At 68.9% G+C, this 16,277-nt stretch carries 18 protein-coding genes; 10 read left to right on the top strand and 8 right to left on the bottom strand.

The genetic code is table 11. The features are described 5' to 3' along the window. Positions 1 to 17: 17 nt before the first annotated feature. From RM423_RS15010 to RM423_RS15020, 3 genes are all read right to left on the bottom strand, one after another. Entirely contained in the window at positions 18 to 956 is a 939-nt protein-coding gene (locus tag RM423_RS15010; RefSeq protein WP_311423853.1) for a LysR family transcriptional regulator, read from the bottom strand. 93 nt (positions 957 to 1,049) lie between these two features. Further along, entirely contained in the window at positions 1,050 to 3,416 is a 2,367-nt protein-coding gene (locus RM423_RS15015; protein ID WP_311423854.1) for a glycoside hydrolase family 65 protein, read from the bottom strand. Next, the gene (locus tag RM423_RS15020; protein ID WP_311423855.1) at positions 3,413 to 4,168 is read right to left on the bottom strand and encodes a beta-phosphoglucomutase family hydrolase; all 756 of its coding nucleotides are present in this window, start codon (positions 4,166 to 4,168) and stop codon (positions 3,413 to 3,415) included. Before RM423_RS15020 ends, RM423_RS15015 begins: the two co-directional genes overlap by 4 nt. Positions 4,169 to 4,357: 189 nt before the next feature. On the opposite strand from RM423_RS15020, the gene RM423_RS15025 reads away from it, so the two are divergent. From RM423_RS15025 to RM423_RS15045, 5 genes are all read left to right on the top strand, one after another. Beyond that, the gene (locus tag RM423_RS15025) at positions 4,358 to 5,524 is read left to right on the top strand and encodes a Nickel transporter NicT (RefSeq protein ID WP_311423856.1); all 1,167 of its coding nucleotides are present in this window, start codon (positions 4,358 to 4,360) and stop codon (positions 5,522 to 5,524) included. Positions 5,525 to 5,662: 138 nt separating this feature from the next. Then, complete coding sequence (locus RM423_RS15030; protein ID WP_311423857.1) at positions 5,663 to 5,956, top strand: hypothetical protein; 294 nt, start codon at positions 5,663 to 5,665, stop codon at positions 5,954 to 5,956. 32 nt (positions 5,957 to 5,988) lie between these two features. Then, positions 5,989 to 6,828, top strand: coding sequence for an SDR family oxidoreductase (locus RM423_RS15035; protein WP_311423858.1), 840 nt, complete (start codon positions 5,989 to 5,991; stop codon positions 6,826 to 6,828). Positions 6,829 to 7,008: 180 nt separating this feature from the next. Next, on the top strand, positions 7,009 to 7,977 hold the full coding sequence (locus RM423_RS15040) for an iron-containing redox enzyme family protein (RefSeq protein WP_311423859.1): 969 nt from the start codon (positions 7,009 to 7,011) through the stop codon (positions 7,975 to 7,977). Continuing rightward, positions 7,947 to 9,008 (top strand): glycosyltransferase, encoded by a 1,062-nt coding sequence (locus tag RM423_RS15045; RefSeq protein ID WP_311423860.1) that lies wholly within the window; start codon positions 7,947 to 7,949, stop codon positions 9,006 to 9,008. The genes RM423_RS15040 and RM423_RS15045 overlap by 31 nt, the downstream gene beginning before the upstream one ends. On the opposite strand, the gene RM423_RS25685 is transcribed toward RM423_RS15045, so the two are convergent. From RM423_RS25685 to RM423_RS15055, 3 genes are all read right to left on the bottom strand, one after another. Next, positions 8,908 to 9,192 (bottom strand): CDGSH iron-sulfur domain-containing protein, encoded by a 285-nt coding sequence (locus RM423_RS25685; protein ID WP_396327728.1) that lies wholly within the window; start codon positions 9,190 to 9,192, stop codon positions 8,908 to 8,910. The genes RM423_RS15045 and RM423_RS25685 overlap by 101 nt on opposite strands. Further along, a complete protein-coding gene (locus RM423_RS15050; RefSeq protein WP_311423861.1) occupies positions 9,176 to 9,415 on the bottom strand; it encodes a hypothetical protein in 240 nt (79 codons plus the stop codon). The genes RM423_RS25685 and RM423_RS15050 overlap by 17 nt, the downstream gene beginning before the upstream one ends. A gap of 115 nt (positions 9,416 to 9,530) precedes the next feature. Further along, positions 9,531 to 10,445, bottom strand: a complete 915-nt coding sequence (locus RM423_RS15055; protein WP_311423862.1) for a manganese catalase family protein — start codon at positions 10,443 to 10,445, stop codon at positions 9,531 to 9,533. 234 nt (positions 10,446 to 10,679) lie between these two features. Here RM423_RS15055 and RM423_RS15060 point away from each other — a divergent pair, with 234 nt between their 5' ends. The 3 genes from RM423_RS15060 to RM423_RS15070 are packed head-to-tail and all read left to right on the top strand — an operon-like array spanning position 10,680 to position 13,165. Beyond that, positions 10,680 to 11,624 carry an AfsR/SARP family transcriptional regulator gene (locus RM423_RS15060; protein ID WP_311423863.1) on the top strand — a complete coding sequence of 315 codons (945 nt, stop codon included), beginning with the start codon at positions 10,680 to 10,682 and terminating at the stop codon, positions 11,622 to 11,624. Next, a complete protein-coding gene (locus tag RM423_RS15065) occupies positions 11,611 to 11,856 on the top strand; it encodes a hypothetical protein (RefSeq protein WP_311423864.1) in 246 nt (81 codons plus the stop codon). The genes RM423_RS15060 and RM423_RS15065 overlap by 14 nt, the downstream gene beginning before the upstream one ends. A gap of 4 nt (positions 11,857 to 11,860) precedes the next feature. Next, a complete protein-coding gene (locus tag RM423_RS15070; RefSeq protein WP_311423865.1) occupies positions 11,861 to 13,165 on the top strand; it encodes an Nramp family divalent metal transporter in 1,305 nt (434 codons plus the stop codon). A 27-nt stretch (positions 13,166 to 13,192) separates the two neighbouring features. Here the strand turns inward: RM423_RS15070 and RM423_RS15075 are convergent, their stop codons facing one another. Then, positions 13,193 to 13,657, bottom strand: coding sequence for a hypothetical protein (locus tag RM423_RS15075; protein WP_311423866.1), 465 nt, complete (start codon positions 13,655 to 13,657; stop codon positions 13,193 to 13,195). Between the two features lie 147 nt (positions 13,658 to 13,804). On the opposite strand from RM423_RS15075, the gene RM423_RS15080 reads away from it, so the two are divergent. Continuing rightward, positions 13,805 to 14,305, top strand: a complete 501-nt coding sequence (locus RM423_RS15080; protein WP_311423867.1) for a beta-class carbonic anhydrase — start codon at positions 13,805 to 13,807, stop codon at positions 14,303 to 14,305. 51 nt (positions 14,306 to 14,356) lie between these two features. On the opposite strand, the gene RM423_RS15085 is transcribed toward RM423_RS15080, so the two are convergent. Then, positions 14,357 to 15,172: a hypothetical protein gene (locus RM423_RS15085; RefSeq protein ID WP_311423868.1), complete on the bottom strand. Its 816-nt coding sequence runs from the start codon at positions 15,170 to 15,172 to the stop codon at positions 14,357 to 14,359. 313 nt (positions 15,173 to 15,485) lie between these two features. Between RM423_RS15085 and RM423_RS15090 the strand changes: the two genes are divergently transcribed. Continuing rightward, positions 15,486 to 16,193 (top strand): GAF and ANTAR domain-containing protein, encoded by a 708-nt coding sequence (locus tag RM423_RS15090; RefSeq protein ID WP_311423869.1) that lies wholly within the window; start codon positions 15,486 to 15,488, stop codon positions 16,191 to 16,193. Positions 16,194 to 16,277 lie beyond the last annotated feature (84 nt).

Genomic DNA, 16,277 nt, shown 5'->3' on the forward strand with positions numbered 1-16,277 from the left:
ACCCGGCTGCCGCCGGCTTACCGGTGGCGTCTGCTCACGGCTAGTGCCACCAGCTCGCGCGCGGCTCCCGCCGGCAGTGTCGGGCCGCCTGACCACACCGCCCGCAGTGTCCGGTCCAGCCGCAATCCCTCGGTACGCACCGCCTTCAGCCGCCCCGCGGTGAGGTCGTCGATGACCGCCAGCTCGCTGAGCACCGCCGGCCCGGCACCGGCGATCACGGCTGCCCGGACGGCCGCGGTGGTGGACAGCGACAACGCCGGGGCCGCCGTCTCCGCGCCGTCTCCGAGCACCGCCCGGACCGCGGCGTCCAGCGCGCTCCGGGTGCCCGAGCCCTCTTCGCGGGTGACCAGCGCTGTGCCGGCCAGCTCCCGGGCCGTGACCGGACGCTGGCGGCGCGCCCACGGATGGTCCGGTCGCACCACGATGAGCAGCTCGTCCGTGCCAACGCTGCGGCTGTGCAGTCCCCTGGGCGCGGCGGGCCCCTCGACGAACCCCAGCTCGGCGGCTCCGGATCGCAGGTGCTGCACGACGGTCTCGCTGTTCGTCGCGGTGAGGACAATCTCGGTGGCGGCATGACCTCGCCGCGCGGTGTCGGCATTCATCGCGACGAGCCAACCCGGCAGCAGCTGCTCGGCGATCGTCAGGCTGGCACTCACCCGCAGTCGCCCGAGCCCGTCCCGCCGCAGCGTCGCCAGGCCTGCGTCCATCTCGGCGGCCAGCTCGAGTAGTCGCGCCGCCCACTCGGCCACCACGACGCCGGACGGGGTGAGCGTCGAGCCGCGCGGCGTCCGGGTCACCAGCACCACACCGGTCTGTGCCTCGATGGATCGGATCCGCGCCGACACCGCCTGCTGGCTGACGCCCACCTCAGCGGCGGCGGAGTTCAGGCTGCCGGTTCGGGCGACGGCAAGCAATACCTCGAGCGCGGCCAGATCAGGCAGGTGCGCGCTGAGCATGACGGCCCTTCCGAGGTTACCAACGAGGTTTGTATGCCTGAAACTCTAACCACATCACATCCGATTGGGACGGCTGCGTCGCAGCCCCGGCCGTCACTCCGAGGACAACGCCCGCACCGGCTCACGCCCGGCGGGTTGCCGTGGCGCCGGGCCGGGTGGCTCGAGCGCGGGCACCTTCAGAGTCACCGCGCTTGCCGTGGTCAGCGTGAACTCCTCGCCGTGGTGATGTAGCCGCACGCTGGTGTCCGGACCGTCCTCAAGCGCGTAGGTCGCCTCGTCCCGCCCGATCGTGACGCGCACCTTGCAACCACGCCAGCGGATCGCGAACCGCAGCCGTGACAGCGCCGGCGGCAACCTCGGCGCGAAGGTCAGTTCGCCGTCGTGATCGCGCAGCCCCCCGAACCCGGCGACGAGTGCCAGCCAGGCACCGGCCAGCGACGCGATGTGCAGGCCGTCGCCGGTGTTGTGCTCGATGTCGCGCAAATCCATCAGCGCGGCCTCGGTGAGGTAGTCGTGCGCCAGGTCCAGATAGCCGGTCTCGGCAGCCATCACCGCCTGAGTGCACGCCGACAGCGAGGAGTCGCGGACGGTCAGTGGCTCGTAGTACCGGAAGGCATTCACTTTCTCCTCATGCGTGAACGAGTCCCCACACCAGTGCATCGCCAGCACCAGGTCGGCCTGCTTGGCGACCTGCTTGCGATAAAGGTCGAAGTACGTCTCGTGCAGCAACAGCGGGTAGCGGTTGGCTGCCGCGGTGGCCTCGAAGTCCCAGACCTGGTGGGCGTTGGCGCCCCGGTACTGCTCGGGAATGCCGTGCCTGGCATCGCGCGGGATCGACATCGCCTGGGCAGCGGCCCGCCAGGATGGCGGCTCCTCGCCGGCAACGGTGAGCTTCTCGGCCTCGGCCGGCCAGCGCTCGCACACCTCCGCGGCATAGCGCAGGTTCCTGGCGGCCATCAGGTTGGTGTAGGTGTTGTCGTCCACCAGCGCGCTGTACTCGTCCGGCCCGGTCACGCCGTCGATGTGGAACTCCTCGTCATCGCCGAAGTAACCCAGCGACATCCACAGCCGTGCGGTCTGCACCAGGATCGGCAGCGCCACCGAGCGGTCGAAGGGCTCGTCGCCGGTCCACTGCACGTATCGAGCCGCCGCCACCGCGACATCGGCGTTGACATGGAAGGCGGCCATCCCGGCGGGCCAGTAGGCCGAGGTCTCCTGGCCGCGGATGGTCCGCCAGGGGAACGTCGCCCCGCTGAGATTCAGTGCCCTGGCACGCTCGACCGCCACGTCGAGGGTCGACAGCCGCCAGCGCAACTCGTCGGCCGCCGCGTCCGGCGCCGTCGCGGTGAGCACCGGCAGCACGTAGCTCTCGGTGTCCCAGAACGCGTGCCCGTCGTAGCCGCTGCCGGTCAGGCCCTTGGCCGGGATGGCGCGCTGCTCGGCCCGGGCGCCGGACTGCAGCACCTGGAACAGGCCGAACCGCACCGCCTGCTGGACGGCAGGGTCGCCGTCCACCTCGACGTCCGCGCCGTCCCAGAAGTCCTGGACGTAGCGGTGCTGCTGTTCCCGCAGCTCGTCCCAGCCGGTCTGGGACACCGCCGACAGCGCAGCGTCCACCTGATCGCGCAGGGCCGGCAACGAGCGCTGGCTGGACCAGCCGTACGCCACGAATTTGGTCACCCCCAGGCGCTCTCCCGGATCGAGCTGGGTGCCGATGGTGGTCCGGGCCCAGTCCGGCTCGACATAGGTGTGCGAGCCGACGCGGTGACCACCGTGGACGACGTGGTCCATCGCGGCGGCCATCCGCAGCTTGCTCGCGGCGGTGCTGTGAATCAGCAGGGCACGGTTTCCGCTGGAGCTGTGCTCCTCGGCCTGCAGCGCGTGCTCCAGCGCCGCGGCGATCCGGGGGTCCTTGGACTGCCGGGGAATGTGCTCGTTGGCCACCAGCTCGGACTGCAGCACCACCCGGGTGGGGCGCCCGACGGCCTCCACCTCGTAGTGGATTGCCAGCACGGCGCGCTGGGTGAAGGACACCAGCCGGGTGGAGCGCACCCGGATGACGCGGCCCGAGGGCGACGCCCACTCGACGACGCGGTGCAGCAGGCCGGAGCGGAGGTCGAGGATGCGCTCGTGGTGTCGCAGCTCGCCGTAGCGCAGATCGAAGGGCTCGTCGTCCACCAGCAGCCGGATCAGCTTGCCGTCGGTCACGTTGACGATGGTCTGCCCGTCCTCCGGATAGCCATAGCCGGCCTCGGCGTAGGGCAGCGGACGGGCCTCGTAGAACGAGTTCAGGTACGTACCCGGCAGGCCGCTCGGATCACCCTCGTCGAGGTTGCCGCGCACGCCGATGTGGCCGTTGGACAGCGCGAACACCGACTCCGACTGCGCGAGTTGCGCCAGGTCAAGTCCCAGTTCCCGCAGTGCCCAGGGCTCGACCGGAAAGCGCCGCTGCGGGATCACGCCTGCGCTCCGGACGTCGGCTCGCCGGATAACAGCTCGGCGAGGTCCCGGACGACCACGTCCGCGCCGTGCGCTCGGAGCTGGTCCGCCTGACCGACCCGGTCGACGCCGATCACGAAGCCGAAGTTCCCGGCCCGGCCCGCCGCCACTCCGGCCAGGGCGTCTTCGAAAACCGCCGCCTGGGACGGCTGGACCCCGGCGAGCTTGGCGCCGGCCAGGAAGGAATCCGGCGCCGGCTTTCCGCGCAGGTGCTGCTCGACCAGGGTCACCCCGTCGACGCGTCCCTCGACCAGCTCGGCAAGACCGGTGACCTCGAGCACCTGCCGGGTGTTGGCGCTGGAGGACACCACGATCCGGCGCAGGCCCGCGTCCCGGACGGCCTGCAGGTAGCGCCGCGACCCCTCGTAGACATCGACGCCGTCGGTGAGGATCCGTCGTTGCACCTCGGCGTTCTTGCGGTTGCCCAGGCCGTAGACGGTCGCCTCGTCCGGCCCGTCGTCCGGGCTGCCCTCGGGAAGGTGGATGCCGCGGGAGGCCAGGAAGTCCCGGACGCCATCCTCGCGGGGCTTGCCGTCCACGTACTCGTCGTAGTCGTGCCCCTTGTCGAAGGGCGTGAAGTGCTCCGGGTCCCGCTGCTTCAGGAACTCGTCGAAGGCCTGCTTCCACGCGGCCGCATGCACGGTGGCGGTCCGGGTGAGCACGCCGTCGAGGTCGAACAGGCAGGTCGTCACGTCGTCGGGAAGTCCTAGCAAGGTCGATCTCCTCTGGCCGGGGCCGTCGCCCTGCGCCTGCTGGCGAGGGCGACTCGTGCGAATTCAGGTTAGCGGCGTTGCGGCCGGGATCTTGGTGAAACGGCGGCGCGAACCGCTACCCGCTACTATTGCAAGACATTTGCAGGAAGCCCCTGCGGATGAGGCGGACACCCTGGGAGCGGCGCGACGATGACTGCGGACACCGAGGTCCAGCCCGATCCGTCATCGAGCCCGCCGGGAGCCGCCACGGGGCAGCAGCGGGCCAGGTTCAGCCGGGACGAGATACCCCGGCTCGCGGCACTGTTCGGCTTCGTCGCCGCCCTGCACGTGATCGGGTTCGGCCTCTTCTACTACTACAACTCACAGCCGCGGCTGCACTCCCTCGGCGACGGCAAGGGCAACCTGGTCTTCGCCGGGGCAGCCACCCTGGCGTACGGGTTCGGCCTTCGGCACGCCTTCGACGCCGACCACATCAGCGCCATCGACGACACCACCCGCTTCCTGCTGCAGAAGGGCAAGCGGCCGCTCGGTGTCGGCTTCTTCTTCTCGCTCGGCCACTCCAGCATCGTGTTCGCGCTCTCGGTGGCGATCGCCTTCGCCTCCAAGGCCGCGAGCAGGTTCCAGGCCAGCTTCAGCAATACCGGCGGGATCATCGGCACGGTCGTGTCCGCCACGTTCCTGTATGCGATCGCCGCGCTCAACCTGGCCGTGCTCGTCGGCATCGTGAAGATGTGGCACAAGGCCAAGCGCGGGCAGTACGCGCCGGACGAGCTCGAAACCCTGCTGGCCAACCGCGGCTTTCTGAACCGGATCTTCAAGGGCCGCTACAACAAGTTCATCAACCATTCCTGGCAGATGTACCCGGTCGGCATCCTGTTCGGCCTGGGCTTCGACACCGCCACCGAGGTCGGCTTTCTCGGCCTGTCCGCCACCGCGGCCGTAGCCGGCACGAGCGGCGGCACCACCCTGCCGCCGCTGGCGATCATCTCGCTGCCGGTCATCTTCGCGGCCGGGATGTCGCTGATGGACACCTTCGACGGGGTGTTCATGAGCAAGGCCTACGGCTGGGCATTCGTCACGCCGATCCGCAAGATCTACTACAACATCACCACGACCGGGCTGTCGATCTTCGTGGCGTTCGTGATCGGCTCCATCGAGGTCCTCGGACTGCTGTCGGACAAGCTCGCCCTGCGCGGCCAGCCCTGGGACTTCATCTCCGGCATCGACATCAACACCGCCGGGCGGATCATCGTCGGCGTCTTTCTCGTCGTGTGGATCGGCGCGGTGCTGTACTACAAGGTCCGCAAGATCGACGAGCGCTACGCCGACGTCCTGAACCAGGAGCACTCCGCCTGAGTTTGGTCGTATTTCAACCTGCGTTGTATGGTGAATCTTGGTTCGGCCATGATCCCGCCAGATCGTCCTCGCCCTTAGCGGTATCGCGCAGACAGCGCCGTCGTCGCATCGGCAGGACATGCCTCGAAAGCCGGTTTGATGACGGCACCTCTGTTTCCCTCGTTTCCCGCAGCCGGACCCGAGCTGTTCCCTCCCAGCCCGTTCGACGTCCCGCTCTGCCTCGACCTGGTCGCCGGCCGGCACGCCAATCAGCTGAGCGTCGCGGGCGCCCTCGATGAGCAGTGCGCCGGTCGGCTCGGCATGGTCCTCGATCGCCTCAGCCAGCTCATGCGCCCGACACTCGTCCAGCTCCACCGGGTGCGGAGGGCGGACGAAGACGTCGCGATGCGGCAGTGCTCCGGTGAACGAATTCTGCCTTTCCCAGCAAGCTGAAACGAACCACTACGCACAGAGAGAGCACACCGATGAACCAGCCAGCGCAGCAGCAGGATGTCCCCGGCGTCCAGTCGGAGATGACGCCCCGGCCGGATTGCGGCGAGGAGAGTTACCGGGGTTCCGGCCGGCTCGAGGGTAAGTCCGCCGTCATCACCGGTGGCGACAGCGGCATCGGCCGCGCGGTCGCGATCGCGTTCGCCCGGGAGGGCGCCGATGTCCTGATCAGCTACCTCAACGAGGACGAGGACGCCAAGGACACCGCTCGGCTGGTGGAAGAGGCCGGTCGCAAGGCCGTGCTGGTGGGCGGAGACCTGTCCAAGGCGCAGCACTGCCGGGAGCTGATCGCCAAGGCCGTCAGCGAGTTCGGCAAGGTCGACGTGCTGGTCAGCAATGCCGCGTACCAGATGAGCCACGAGTCGCTCGACGAGATCAGTGAGGAGGAGTGGGACTACACCCTCGACACCAACATCTCGGCGCTGTTCCACCTGGCAAAGGCGGCCGTTCCGCACATGCCCGCCGGCGGGTCGATCATCGGGAGTTCGTCCGTGAACTCCGATATGCCCTCCCCCAGCCTCGCGCCGTACGCGGCCACCAAGGCGGCTATCGCCAACTTCACTGCCAGCCTCGCGCAGATGCTCGGGTCCAAGGGCATCCGCGCCAACAGCGTGGCGCCCGGACCGGTGTGGACCCCGCTCATTCCGGCGACCATGCCCCCGGAGAAGGTCGAGAGCTTCGGCAAGGACGTTCCGCTGGGTCGGCCGGCTCAGCCTGCCGAACTTGCGCCGGTGTACGTGCTGCTGGCCTCGGACGAGGGCAGTTACATCAGCGGTGCCCGAATCGCGGTCACCGGCGGCAACCCGATCCTGTAGAAGTACGACCCCGTAGAACTGCGCTTTCCCGGCGCACCACCGGCCGCACAACCTCGCTGGTGGTGCGCCGTGGTGCGCTGCAGCTATTGTCAGACCTGGGTTCGACCACGCAGCCTTCACCTTGACCGGCAGATGTCACGTGCGGAGGTCCCTTTGATCAAGTCTCAGCAACCGTGCGCCATGCAGCTTCCCGACGGTCGCGGCCAGCTCTCCGACACCGCCCTGACACTGCTGCGGGGCGGGTCCGCGGTGCTGCCGCAGGACTTTGACCAGCAGGTTCTTGACGATTCGGATTTCCAGCTGGCGCTCTGGTGTTGTTACGAGCTGCATTACCGCGGTTTCGACGGCGTGGCTGACGAGCGCGAATGGGACCCTCGGGTGCTCGAATTCCGCGCGCTGCTCGAAGCGCGGTTCCTGAGCGCTCTTCGCGACGCGGTTGAGGTAGAGCCGGTCGAATCGGTCGGTGATATCCCGGCAATGCTGGTCAAACTGGTTGCTGACGACGACGGTCCGCCGCTGTCGCTGTACTTGCAGCGCAGTGCGACGGCCGAGCAGTTCCGCGAGTTCGTCCAGCACCGCTCGCTGTATCACCTCAAAGAGGCCGATCCGCACAGCTGGGCGATTCCCCGCCTGCACGGCCGAGCGAAGGCGGCGCTGATCGAGATCCAGAGTGACGAGTACGGCGGCGGATCACTGGAGCGGATGCACTCGCAACTGTTCCGCCAGACCATGCGCGGCCTGGGGCTGACCGACGGCTACGGCGACTACCTGAACCGGGTCCCTGGCGTGACGCTGGTGATCAGCAACCTGATGTCCATGTTCGGCCTGCACCGGCGCTGGCGCGGGGCAATCGCCGGCCACCTGGCCGTGTTCGAGATGACGTCCTCCATTCCGAACCGGCGGTACGCGCGCGGTATCCGCCGGCTCGGCGGCGACGATTCTACCGCCCGCTTCTACGACGAGCATGTCGAGGCGGACGCGGTGCACGAGCAGATCGCGGCCTACGACCTCTGCGGCTCCCTGGCCGAGGACGAGCCCGCCCTTGCCCAGGACATCGTCTTCGGCGCGGCCGCGGCGCTGTACCTGGACGCCAGCTTCGGCGGGTACCTGCTCGACCGGTGGAGCGCCGCAGCCCCGACGTTGCTGTGAACTCCCCCGCCGCGCCGACATCTCCCGCCGTGCCGCTGTCCTACGTCCTGCCGCTGAAGTGGACCGATGACCGTGAGCTGCCCGAGCTGACCCGGTACCTGCGTTGGCTCAGCACCGTCGCCGAGGTCATCGTGGTGGACGGCTCGGACGAATCGCTCTTCGGCCGCCATCACGCCGACTGGAACGGCATCACCCATGTGCGCCCGGCGCCGTGGGCGCACTGTCTCAACGGCAAGGTCGCCGGGGTGCTCACCGGGGTGAGCGTGGCGCGGCGGGAGAAGGTCGTGGTCGCCGACGACGACGTCCGTTATGACCCCACCGGCCTAGCGCGGGTGGGGCGATTACTCGACACCCACGACCTGATCGTTCCCGAAAATTACTTCGATCCGGCGCCGTGGCATGCCCGATGGGACATGTCGCGCTCGCTCATCAACCGTGCCGTGTTCGGCGGGGATTACCCGGGCACGCTGGCCTTCCGGAAGAGCACGTTCCACTCGGCCGGGGGCTACGACGGCGATGTGCTGTTCGAGAACCTGGAGCTGATGCGGACGCTCACGGCGGTCGGCGCGCGGGCGCGGCGCTGTCCCGACCTGGCGGTGCGCCGGTTGCCGCCGACGACCGCCAAGTTCGTCAGCCAGCGCGTGCGGCAGGCCTACGACAGCACCGCCCAACCCGGGCGCTTGGTGGTGGAGCTCTCGGCGTTGCCGGCGGTGATTGCCCTTGCGGCGGCGCGTGGCCCGCGACAGGCGCTCGCCGTGGCTACCGCTGCCACCATGGCTGTGGCGGTCGCCGGCCGGCTGCGCCGTGGCGGCGACGTGTTCCCGGCCAGCACGCCACTGCTCGCGCCACTGTGGGCGGCCGAGCGCGCCGTCTGCAGCTGGATCGCCCTGGCGCGCTATGTCCGGGGCGGGGTGCGTTACGGCTCCGGCGTCATCCGGATTTCGGCTCATTCGCCGTCGGAGCTGCGGCGTCGGCAGGCGGGACGTCAGAGAACCGGCTCAGCTTGTGTGAGTCATCGCAGTACGGCTTGATCGCGGACAACCCGCACCGGCACAGGGCCACCGTTGCCCGGGTCCGCGGAAGCGGGTTTCCATCGCGTCCGATCATCTCGAAGTCGCCGCGCACCAGCAGCGGCCCGTCCGGATAGAACTTCAGCTGGGCAGCCGGCTCGACGCCGACCGCGTTCAGGGCCGCACCGTCACTGGGTTGCTCCATTCTCCAAAGATATCGTTGCGCCGCCGCCACCGGCAGCACTGGCGCCGTTAATGCCACCGATACCACTGTGAGGACGGCGATGGTGCCGTACGCCGAGCTGGAGTCCCACGATGGCCAGCACCAGCACGGCGGACAGTAGTTGCGGCAGGGTTCCGCGAACAACGGCGGCCACCACCGCGAGCAGGCACAGCAGGTTCATCGGGCGCAGCAGGACAGTACGCATGGCTTGCTCCATCTGGATTATCGAAAGAAGATCGGGTGCCTCGGCGGCGCGAAGTCCGTCCGCGCCGCCGAGGGGAAGGTGCTGGATCTGCCGGTGCTTGCTGCGAGGGGCGCGACTAGCTCAGGGCGTCCTTGACCTTGTTGACCACGTTCTGCGCTCCCTGTAACCGCGCTCCCGCGGCGTCGCCGGGCTTACCCATGCCCTGGCTGCCGTCGTAGGTGGCGAACAGCTTCGGGTCCGGCGGCGGCAGCAGACCGGTGTCGTCGGTGAGCAATACCGGCTCGGCCTGGTAGATGATGTCCTGACCGCCGACCAGGGTCTGCCCCTGCGCCCAGCGACCCTCGCCGGCCTGGCTTCCCTCCGAGAAGCTCCAGAACGTGTGGTTCTGAACCTGGTCCTCGTCCTCGCTGTTGGAGTCCTCGATCAGGTCTGAGAACCCGTCCGCGATGAGTTGCTCGATGCCGAGCAGCCACTGCTGCTGGTGGAAGGTGTCGCGAGCGAGGTTGAACTTCAGCATCTCCTTGACGCCCGAGTCGTCGGTCATGTTGTAGATACGGCTGGTCATCAGCCGGCTCTGGCCCTCGGCCGCGGCGTTGGAGCGGAAGTCGGTGAGCATGTTGCCGCTGGCCACGATGTATCCGGCGTTCCACGGCACTCCGGCCGAGTCGCGCGGCACCGGGCCGCCGCCCGCGACGATGGCGTGCTGCGGGTTCATTCCGCCGATCACGGCGGCCAGCGAGGGGTTGGTGGCGACGGCGTGTTCGGTCACCTCGGACGGGGCGCCCTCGAGCAGCCGGGCCAGCATCGTCGACAGCATCTCGACGTGCCCGATCTCCTCGGTGCCGATGTCCATGATCATGTCCTTGTACTTGCCCGGGACCCGGCAGTTGAACCCCTGGAACATGTACTGCATCATCACCGTCATCTCACCGAACTGACCGCCCAGGATCTCCTGGAACTTGGCCGCGAACAGCGCGTCCGGCTTCTCCGGCTTGGCGGTGAACTGCAATTCTTTGATGTGGCGGTACATAAGCCCTCCCGGGTTCGGCGTGTTTCGACGTGGGCCTTCACCATGGCGAGCGCCCGTCCCGCTGCCGTGACACCGATCGCCACCCGCACGCCACGCCCGCGTCACCGCCGTGTCACCGCGGGTATGGGAACGATCCACAGCATCGATAAAGCCGGTCCGGCGCGGCATGATGAACCGAGAAAGCGCGCGGCGACGTTGACCAAAACGCATCCCACTCGCGCCGGGGTTTCGTCCATGACACAGTCCGCAGTCGCTCAGCGCAGGCCACAGCTATCCGTCCTCGGTGGTTTCGAGCTCACCGTCGGCGATGAGCCGTTGTCGTTGTGCGCGTCGGGTGAGAAGCTCCTCGCCTTCCTCGCCGTCCACGGCCGGTTCCGCCCCGTACGCCGCACGGCGCTGGCCGAACGGCTCTGGTCCGACACCGACCCGGCCAGGGCCTCGGCGAGCCTGCGTTCGGTGCTCTGGCGACTGCCCCGGCCACAGGGCGTGCAGCTGGTACGGACGTCCTCGGCGAGCCTGCACCTGGCCGATGACGTCACGGTCGACCTCTGGCACGCCGAGGACACCGCCCAGGCGATCGCTGCCTCGGCGGTCATGGGCGAGACGGTCACGGGCCAGACGGTCACGGGCCAGACGGTCACGGGCCAGACGGTCACGGGCCAGACGGTCACGGGCGAAACGGACAGCGCGGCGGCTCTCGCGGACCGCGCGGCAGCTCTCGCGGACCGCGCGGCAGCTCTCGCGGACCGCGCGGGCTGTGACCCGGTGACTTCGCTGGGCGGCGACCTGCTTCCGGGCTGGTCCGATGACTGGCTGATCCTCGAGCAGGAGGCTTTCCGGCAGACCCGGCTGCACGCCCTGGAGCAGACCTGCGCACGGTTGCGCCACTGCGGGCACTACGCCGCCGCCCTTCGCGCCGGCTCAGCCGCCGTGCGCTGTGAACCACTTCGCGAGAGCGCGCACCGGCAGTTGATCAAGGTGCACCTGGCGGAGGGCAATCACGCCGAGGCTCTGCGTCAATACCAGAGCTTTCGCCGGCTGCTGGCCTACGAGCTCGGGCTGCCGCCGTCGGCGAGCATCCGGAGTCTGGTCGCCCCACTGCTGGGCAGGCCGATCGACCACCAAGGACGCGAGACCTCTCAGCAGCCGGCACCGGAGGCGACACATGAACGACGCTGACCAAGCTGCCCCGCACAACGCCGGCCTGCTCATCAGGATCTGGGTCGAGCCCACCATGCCGGATCTGGTCAGGGCGCGATTCCTGAGCTTCCACCAGCAGGATCCGCCCACGAGCTGGGCCACGGCCGCGGGCGAGGACGCCTTGATCTCGGCGTTCACGCGGTGGCTGCACGAAGAGGTCGGCTGCCGCGGCGAGCACGTAACACCTGGTTCGACACCGGACCAGGCCTGATGCGATGACCTCGACGATCGAGCCGGCCGTCAGCTCCGGACCACCGCTCGGCGCTGAGGGTCGTACCGGTGGAAGGCCCAGCGGTCGGCTGCACAGCCGGATCCGCTCCGGATTGCCGTTACTGGGCCCGGCATTCGTGGCGGCGATCGCCTACGTCGATCCGGGTAACTTCGCCACCAACTTCTCCGCCGGCTCGCGGTTCGGCTACCTGCTGCTCTGGGTGATCGTAGGTGCCAACGGAACCGCCATGATCATCCAGAGCCTGTCCGCGAAGGTCGGCCTCGCCACCGGGCAGAACCTGCCGCAGCTGAGCCGGGAGCACTTCCCCCGCTCGATCGGACTGTGCCTGTGGGCCCAGGCCGAACTGATCGCCATCGCGACCGACCTCGCTGAGGTGATCGGCGGCGCGCTGGCGCTGCGGTTGCTGTGCGGCTTGCCGCTGCTCTACGGCGGGCTGATCACCGGCGGCGTCGCGTTCGCGCTGCTCGCCCTGCAGAGTCGCGGGGCGCGGCGGTTCGAGGTGGCCATCGCCGGGCTGCTCGCGATCATCCTGGTGGCCTTCCTGATCAACCTCGTCCGGGCCCATCCAGAGCCCGCGGCGGTGGCCGGCGGGCTGCTGCCCCGGCTGGACGGCGGCGACAGCGTCCTGCTGGCAACCGGAATCCTCGGCGCGACCGTGATGCCGCACGTGGTGTACCTGCACTCGGCCCTGACCCAGACCGCGACCAGGTCAGGCGATACCAGGTCAGGCGATGCGGTGCGGCGCCGCCGGCTGCTGCGAGGCCAGCGAGTGGACATCCTGCTTGCTATGGGCCTGGCCGGCATCGTGAACGCCGCGATGCTGGTCATCGCGGCAGCGGTGCTCCCCGGCGCGGGCAACGCCGACACCTTGGAGGGAGTGCACGCCGGGCTGGGCTCAGCCATGGGAAGCGGAGCCGCGCTGCTGTTCGCGGTCGCGCTGCTGGTGTCCGGACTGGCCTCGTCCGGGGTCGGAACGTACGCCGGCCAGATCATGATGGCCGGTTTCCTGCGCAGGCAGATCCCGCTGCTGGCTCGCCGGGGTATCACGCTGGCACCGGCGCTGGGCATCCTCGCGATCGGCGTCGACCCGACCCGCGCACTGGTGATGTCACAGGTCGCGCTGTCCTTCGGTATCCCGTTCGCCCTGGTGCCGTTGATCCTGATCACCCGGACCCGCGCCATCATGGGCGAGCTGGTCAACGGCCGGTTGATGACCGCGACCGCCAGCTCGCTCGCGGCCCTGATCAGTGCCCTGAACCTGTACCTAGTCTGGCGCACGATCAGCTGAGCTGGCGGTGCTGGAGCGGTACGGCCCTCAGCCGGGCACGGTGAACGCGTAGGTGGCGACGTGATGCCCCGACCAGCTGGCCGGGTCGCTCGGGCGGCCAGCCTGCTTCGTTCCCACCACGGACAGGACGTGCGTTCCATCGGGCAGTGGCGGCACCTGGAAGCGGTAGCGGAAGACGCCCTGCGCGTCCGCCTCGCCGCGGTCGAACACCGCCGTGGAGCCGGACAGCTGCAGATCCACCGTCTCGTAGGGCGAGAAGCCCGACGCCACCACGTCGATCACCCGCGCCGGGGCATCGGTCGCCCGCGCGCCGGGCCGCTGGTGGCCCGGATCGTAGCCCGCGGCTCGCTCGTCGGCGTAGGACAGCCGGGGGGCGCCGTACACCCGCTCGTTGTCGGCGAGCAGCGCCACCGGCACGGCCAGCGACAGCCCTCCTAAGAACGCCACGGCGACCGCGCCACGGCGGACCGAGCGGACGGAGTCTCGCGCCATCTGATCTCCTCCACTCCTGCTGACACCTTCCTATCGGCACGCCGGCCCGAGCTTGAGGCAACGGCGGCGGAATTTCCGATGATGGCCGGCTCGGAGGCGGCCCACCGAGCGGCGGGCTCGAACCGGCGTCCTAGTAGGGTCCGACGCGTGAGTACCGACGACACCTTCGATGACGTGCTGACAGCCAACGAGGACTATGTGGCTACCTTCCGGCTGGCCGGGCTGGCGCCGGTCGCGGCTCGGGGGCTGGCGGTGCTGACCTGCATGGACTCGCGGATCGAGCCGCTGTCGATGCTCGGACTGGCCCCCGGCGATGCCAAGATCCTGCGCAACGCGGGCGCTCGGGTGACCGATGACGTGCTGCGGACGCTGGTGCTCGGCCGCTACCTGCTGGGCGTCGACCGGGTCATGGTGGTCGCCCACACCCGGTGCCGGATGGCGGGCGGCAGCGAGCAGGAGGTGCACGATGCGGTGCTGGCGGCGGGCGGTCCCGACACCCGGAGCATCTCGTTCCTGGTGGCGCCGGACCAGCCCGCAGCGGTCAGGACGGATGTGCAGCGCGCGCGCTCGTGGCCCTATCTGCGGGGCACCACCGTCGGAGGGTTTCTGTATGACGTGGACACCGGACGCCTCTCCCAGCTCTGCTGAACTACGGCAGAGCTGGGAGGGCGGTTCAGCTTGCTCAGTGCTCCAGCCGGCTCAGTGGTTGATCTGGAACCAGGGCTGGGCCCAGCCGGAGTAGGTCTCGCCCCACTTGCTCTTGACCTCGGCAATGGTCGTCTGGGTCAGGGTGCCGCTGCCGTGAATGTCGTTGGACACGAAGTTACCCCCGCCGATCGAGAGCATCACGTGACCGTAACCGCTCGAGCCGCCCGAGAAGAACGCCAGGCCGCCAGCGGGTACGTTGCTGTCGCCGGCATGCTTGTACGACGACGGGATCGCCAGCCAGTGCGAGCGCGCGCTGGTGGATCCGCTCGCGGACCAGCCGTAGGCCAGCGCCACCACGTGGTCGCAGCGACCGGCGTAGTCGGAGTGGTAGGACGTGGTCTCGTGTGACTTTGCCCAGCTCGCGGCCTCCGCGCAGGTGTTCGGATCACCGAGGCCGCTGGTGGAGCAACTCTGGGTGAGGGTGCCACCACACAGCGGCGCGATCAGGGTGTCCGAGCCGGTGTAGACGTAGGTGTCACTGACGTAGCCGCCCTTGGCCGGGATGTGGTCCCAGATGTTGGCGGTTCCGTACGTCCCCCAGACGGTGTCGCCGTAGGTCTGGCAGTCGATCGTGATGCTCGCGCCGTCGGCCACCGAGCCCACGCCGGTGCCGCTGACGTGCGGGGTGGAGCGGACCGTCAGCGAGGGTCCGGATGTGTTGACCGTGCCGCTGGCGGAGGCATTGGCCGCCGTCATCGAGACGCCGAAGCCGCTGACCAGCAGGGACGCGGTAGCGGCCACGAAGGCCAGTCGGCGGCCGAGGCGCGAGCGGAAACGCGGCGATGCGAGCGGGGTGGGGTCGGACATGCTTCTCCTCTGGTGGCGGATGCGGGCTCCGTCGTGTGGCATCTGGCAAATCGGGCAACCAGGACAGTAGGTGACCAGCGCGCGAGGCGCAAGGGCAGCTAGCTGCCACACCTCGACCGGAGCGGCGCGCAAGCGGCGATCGCCTCATCGCCTCCGATTGGATCGGGCGCGCTTTCCAAGGAATACAGGCCTGTTCTTCATCGGCGGTCGCGTATGGTGCGGCATTCCCGTCATCCCTATGTCACCATCTAGCTGACAGCGGGTCGCCGGTCGAGAAAGCGCTGGCGCCGAAGAAAGCGAAGGTTCGACGAGGATGGCAGCACAGCAAGACGCGTTTGGGCCGGCGCAGGCATTCGCGCACCTCGCCAGGGAGCTCGCCGAGCAGCCCGACGCAGCCGCGGCCGCGAACCGGATCGTGGACATGGCGTCCAAGGTCCTCGGCTGCGCCGGAGCCAGCCTTCTCCGGCTCACGGACAAATCGAAGTTGCAGCTGGTTGCCGGCAGCGACCTCGATCTGCTCACCATCGCGGCGGCGACCGCGAACGCCCATGACAGCGGCGTGGCAAAGCAGGTACTGCAGGACCGTGTCGTGGTGCTCAGCAACGACCTGCGCGCCGACCCCCGCTGGCCGGCGTACACCCGGGAACTGACGGCGAGAACCTCGATCCGCAGCGCCCTCGGGTTCTATCTGCACCTCGACAACGTGGGCCTGGGCGCGCTGACCCTGTACTCCGACCGGGTCGACTTCTTCACGCCGGAGCTCCGCACGGCCGCCGGCATCTACGCCGACCACGGCGCGATCGCGCTGGCGCGAGCCATGAATCACGATGAGGCCGCGAACCTGCACATCGCCCTGAGCAGCAGCCGCAAGATCGGCATCGCGCTGGGCATCCTGATGACGACCCACCACGTCAGCGAGAAGGATGCCTTTGCAATGCTGCGGGTGGCGTCCCAGCACGCGCACCGCAAGTTGCGCGACATCGCCGCGGACGTCGCGATGACCGGGCAGATCACGGACTGACACACGATCGAGCAGGAGCGCCACTCGGCTCGACCGCCGGCAAGCACTGACTCCGCAATGTCACCGTCTCCTGAGGCCGCTGTC

Source organism: Jatrophihabitans lederbergiae (assembly GCF_031845305.1).
Taxonomy (GTDB): Bacteria; Actinomycetota; Actinomycetes; order Mycobacteriales; family Jatrophihabitantaceae; genus Jatrophihabitans_A; species Jatrophihabitans_A lederbergiae.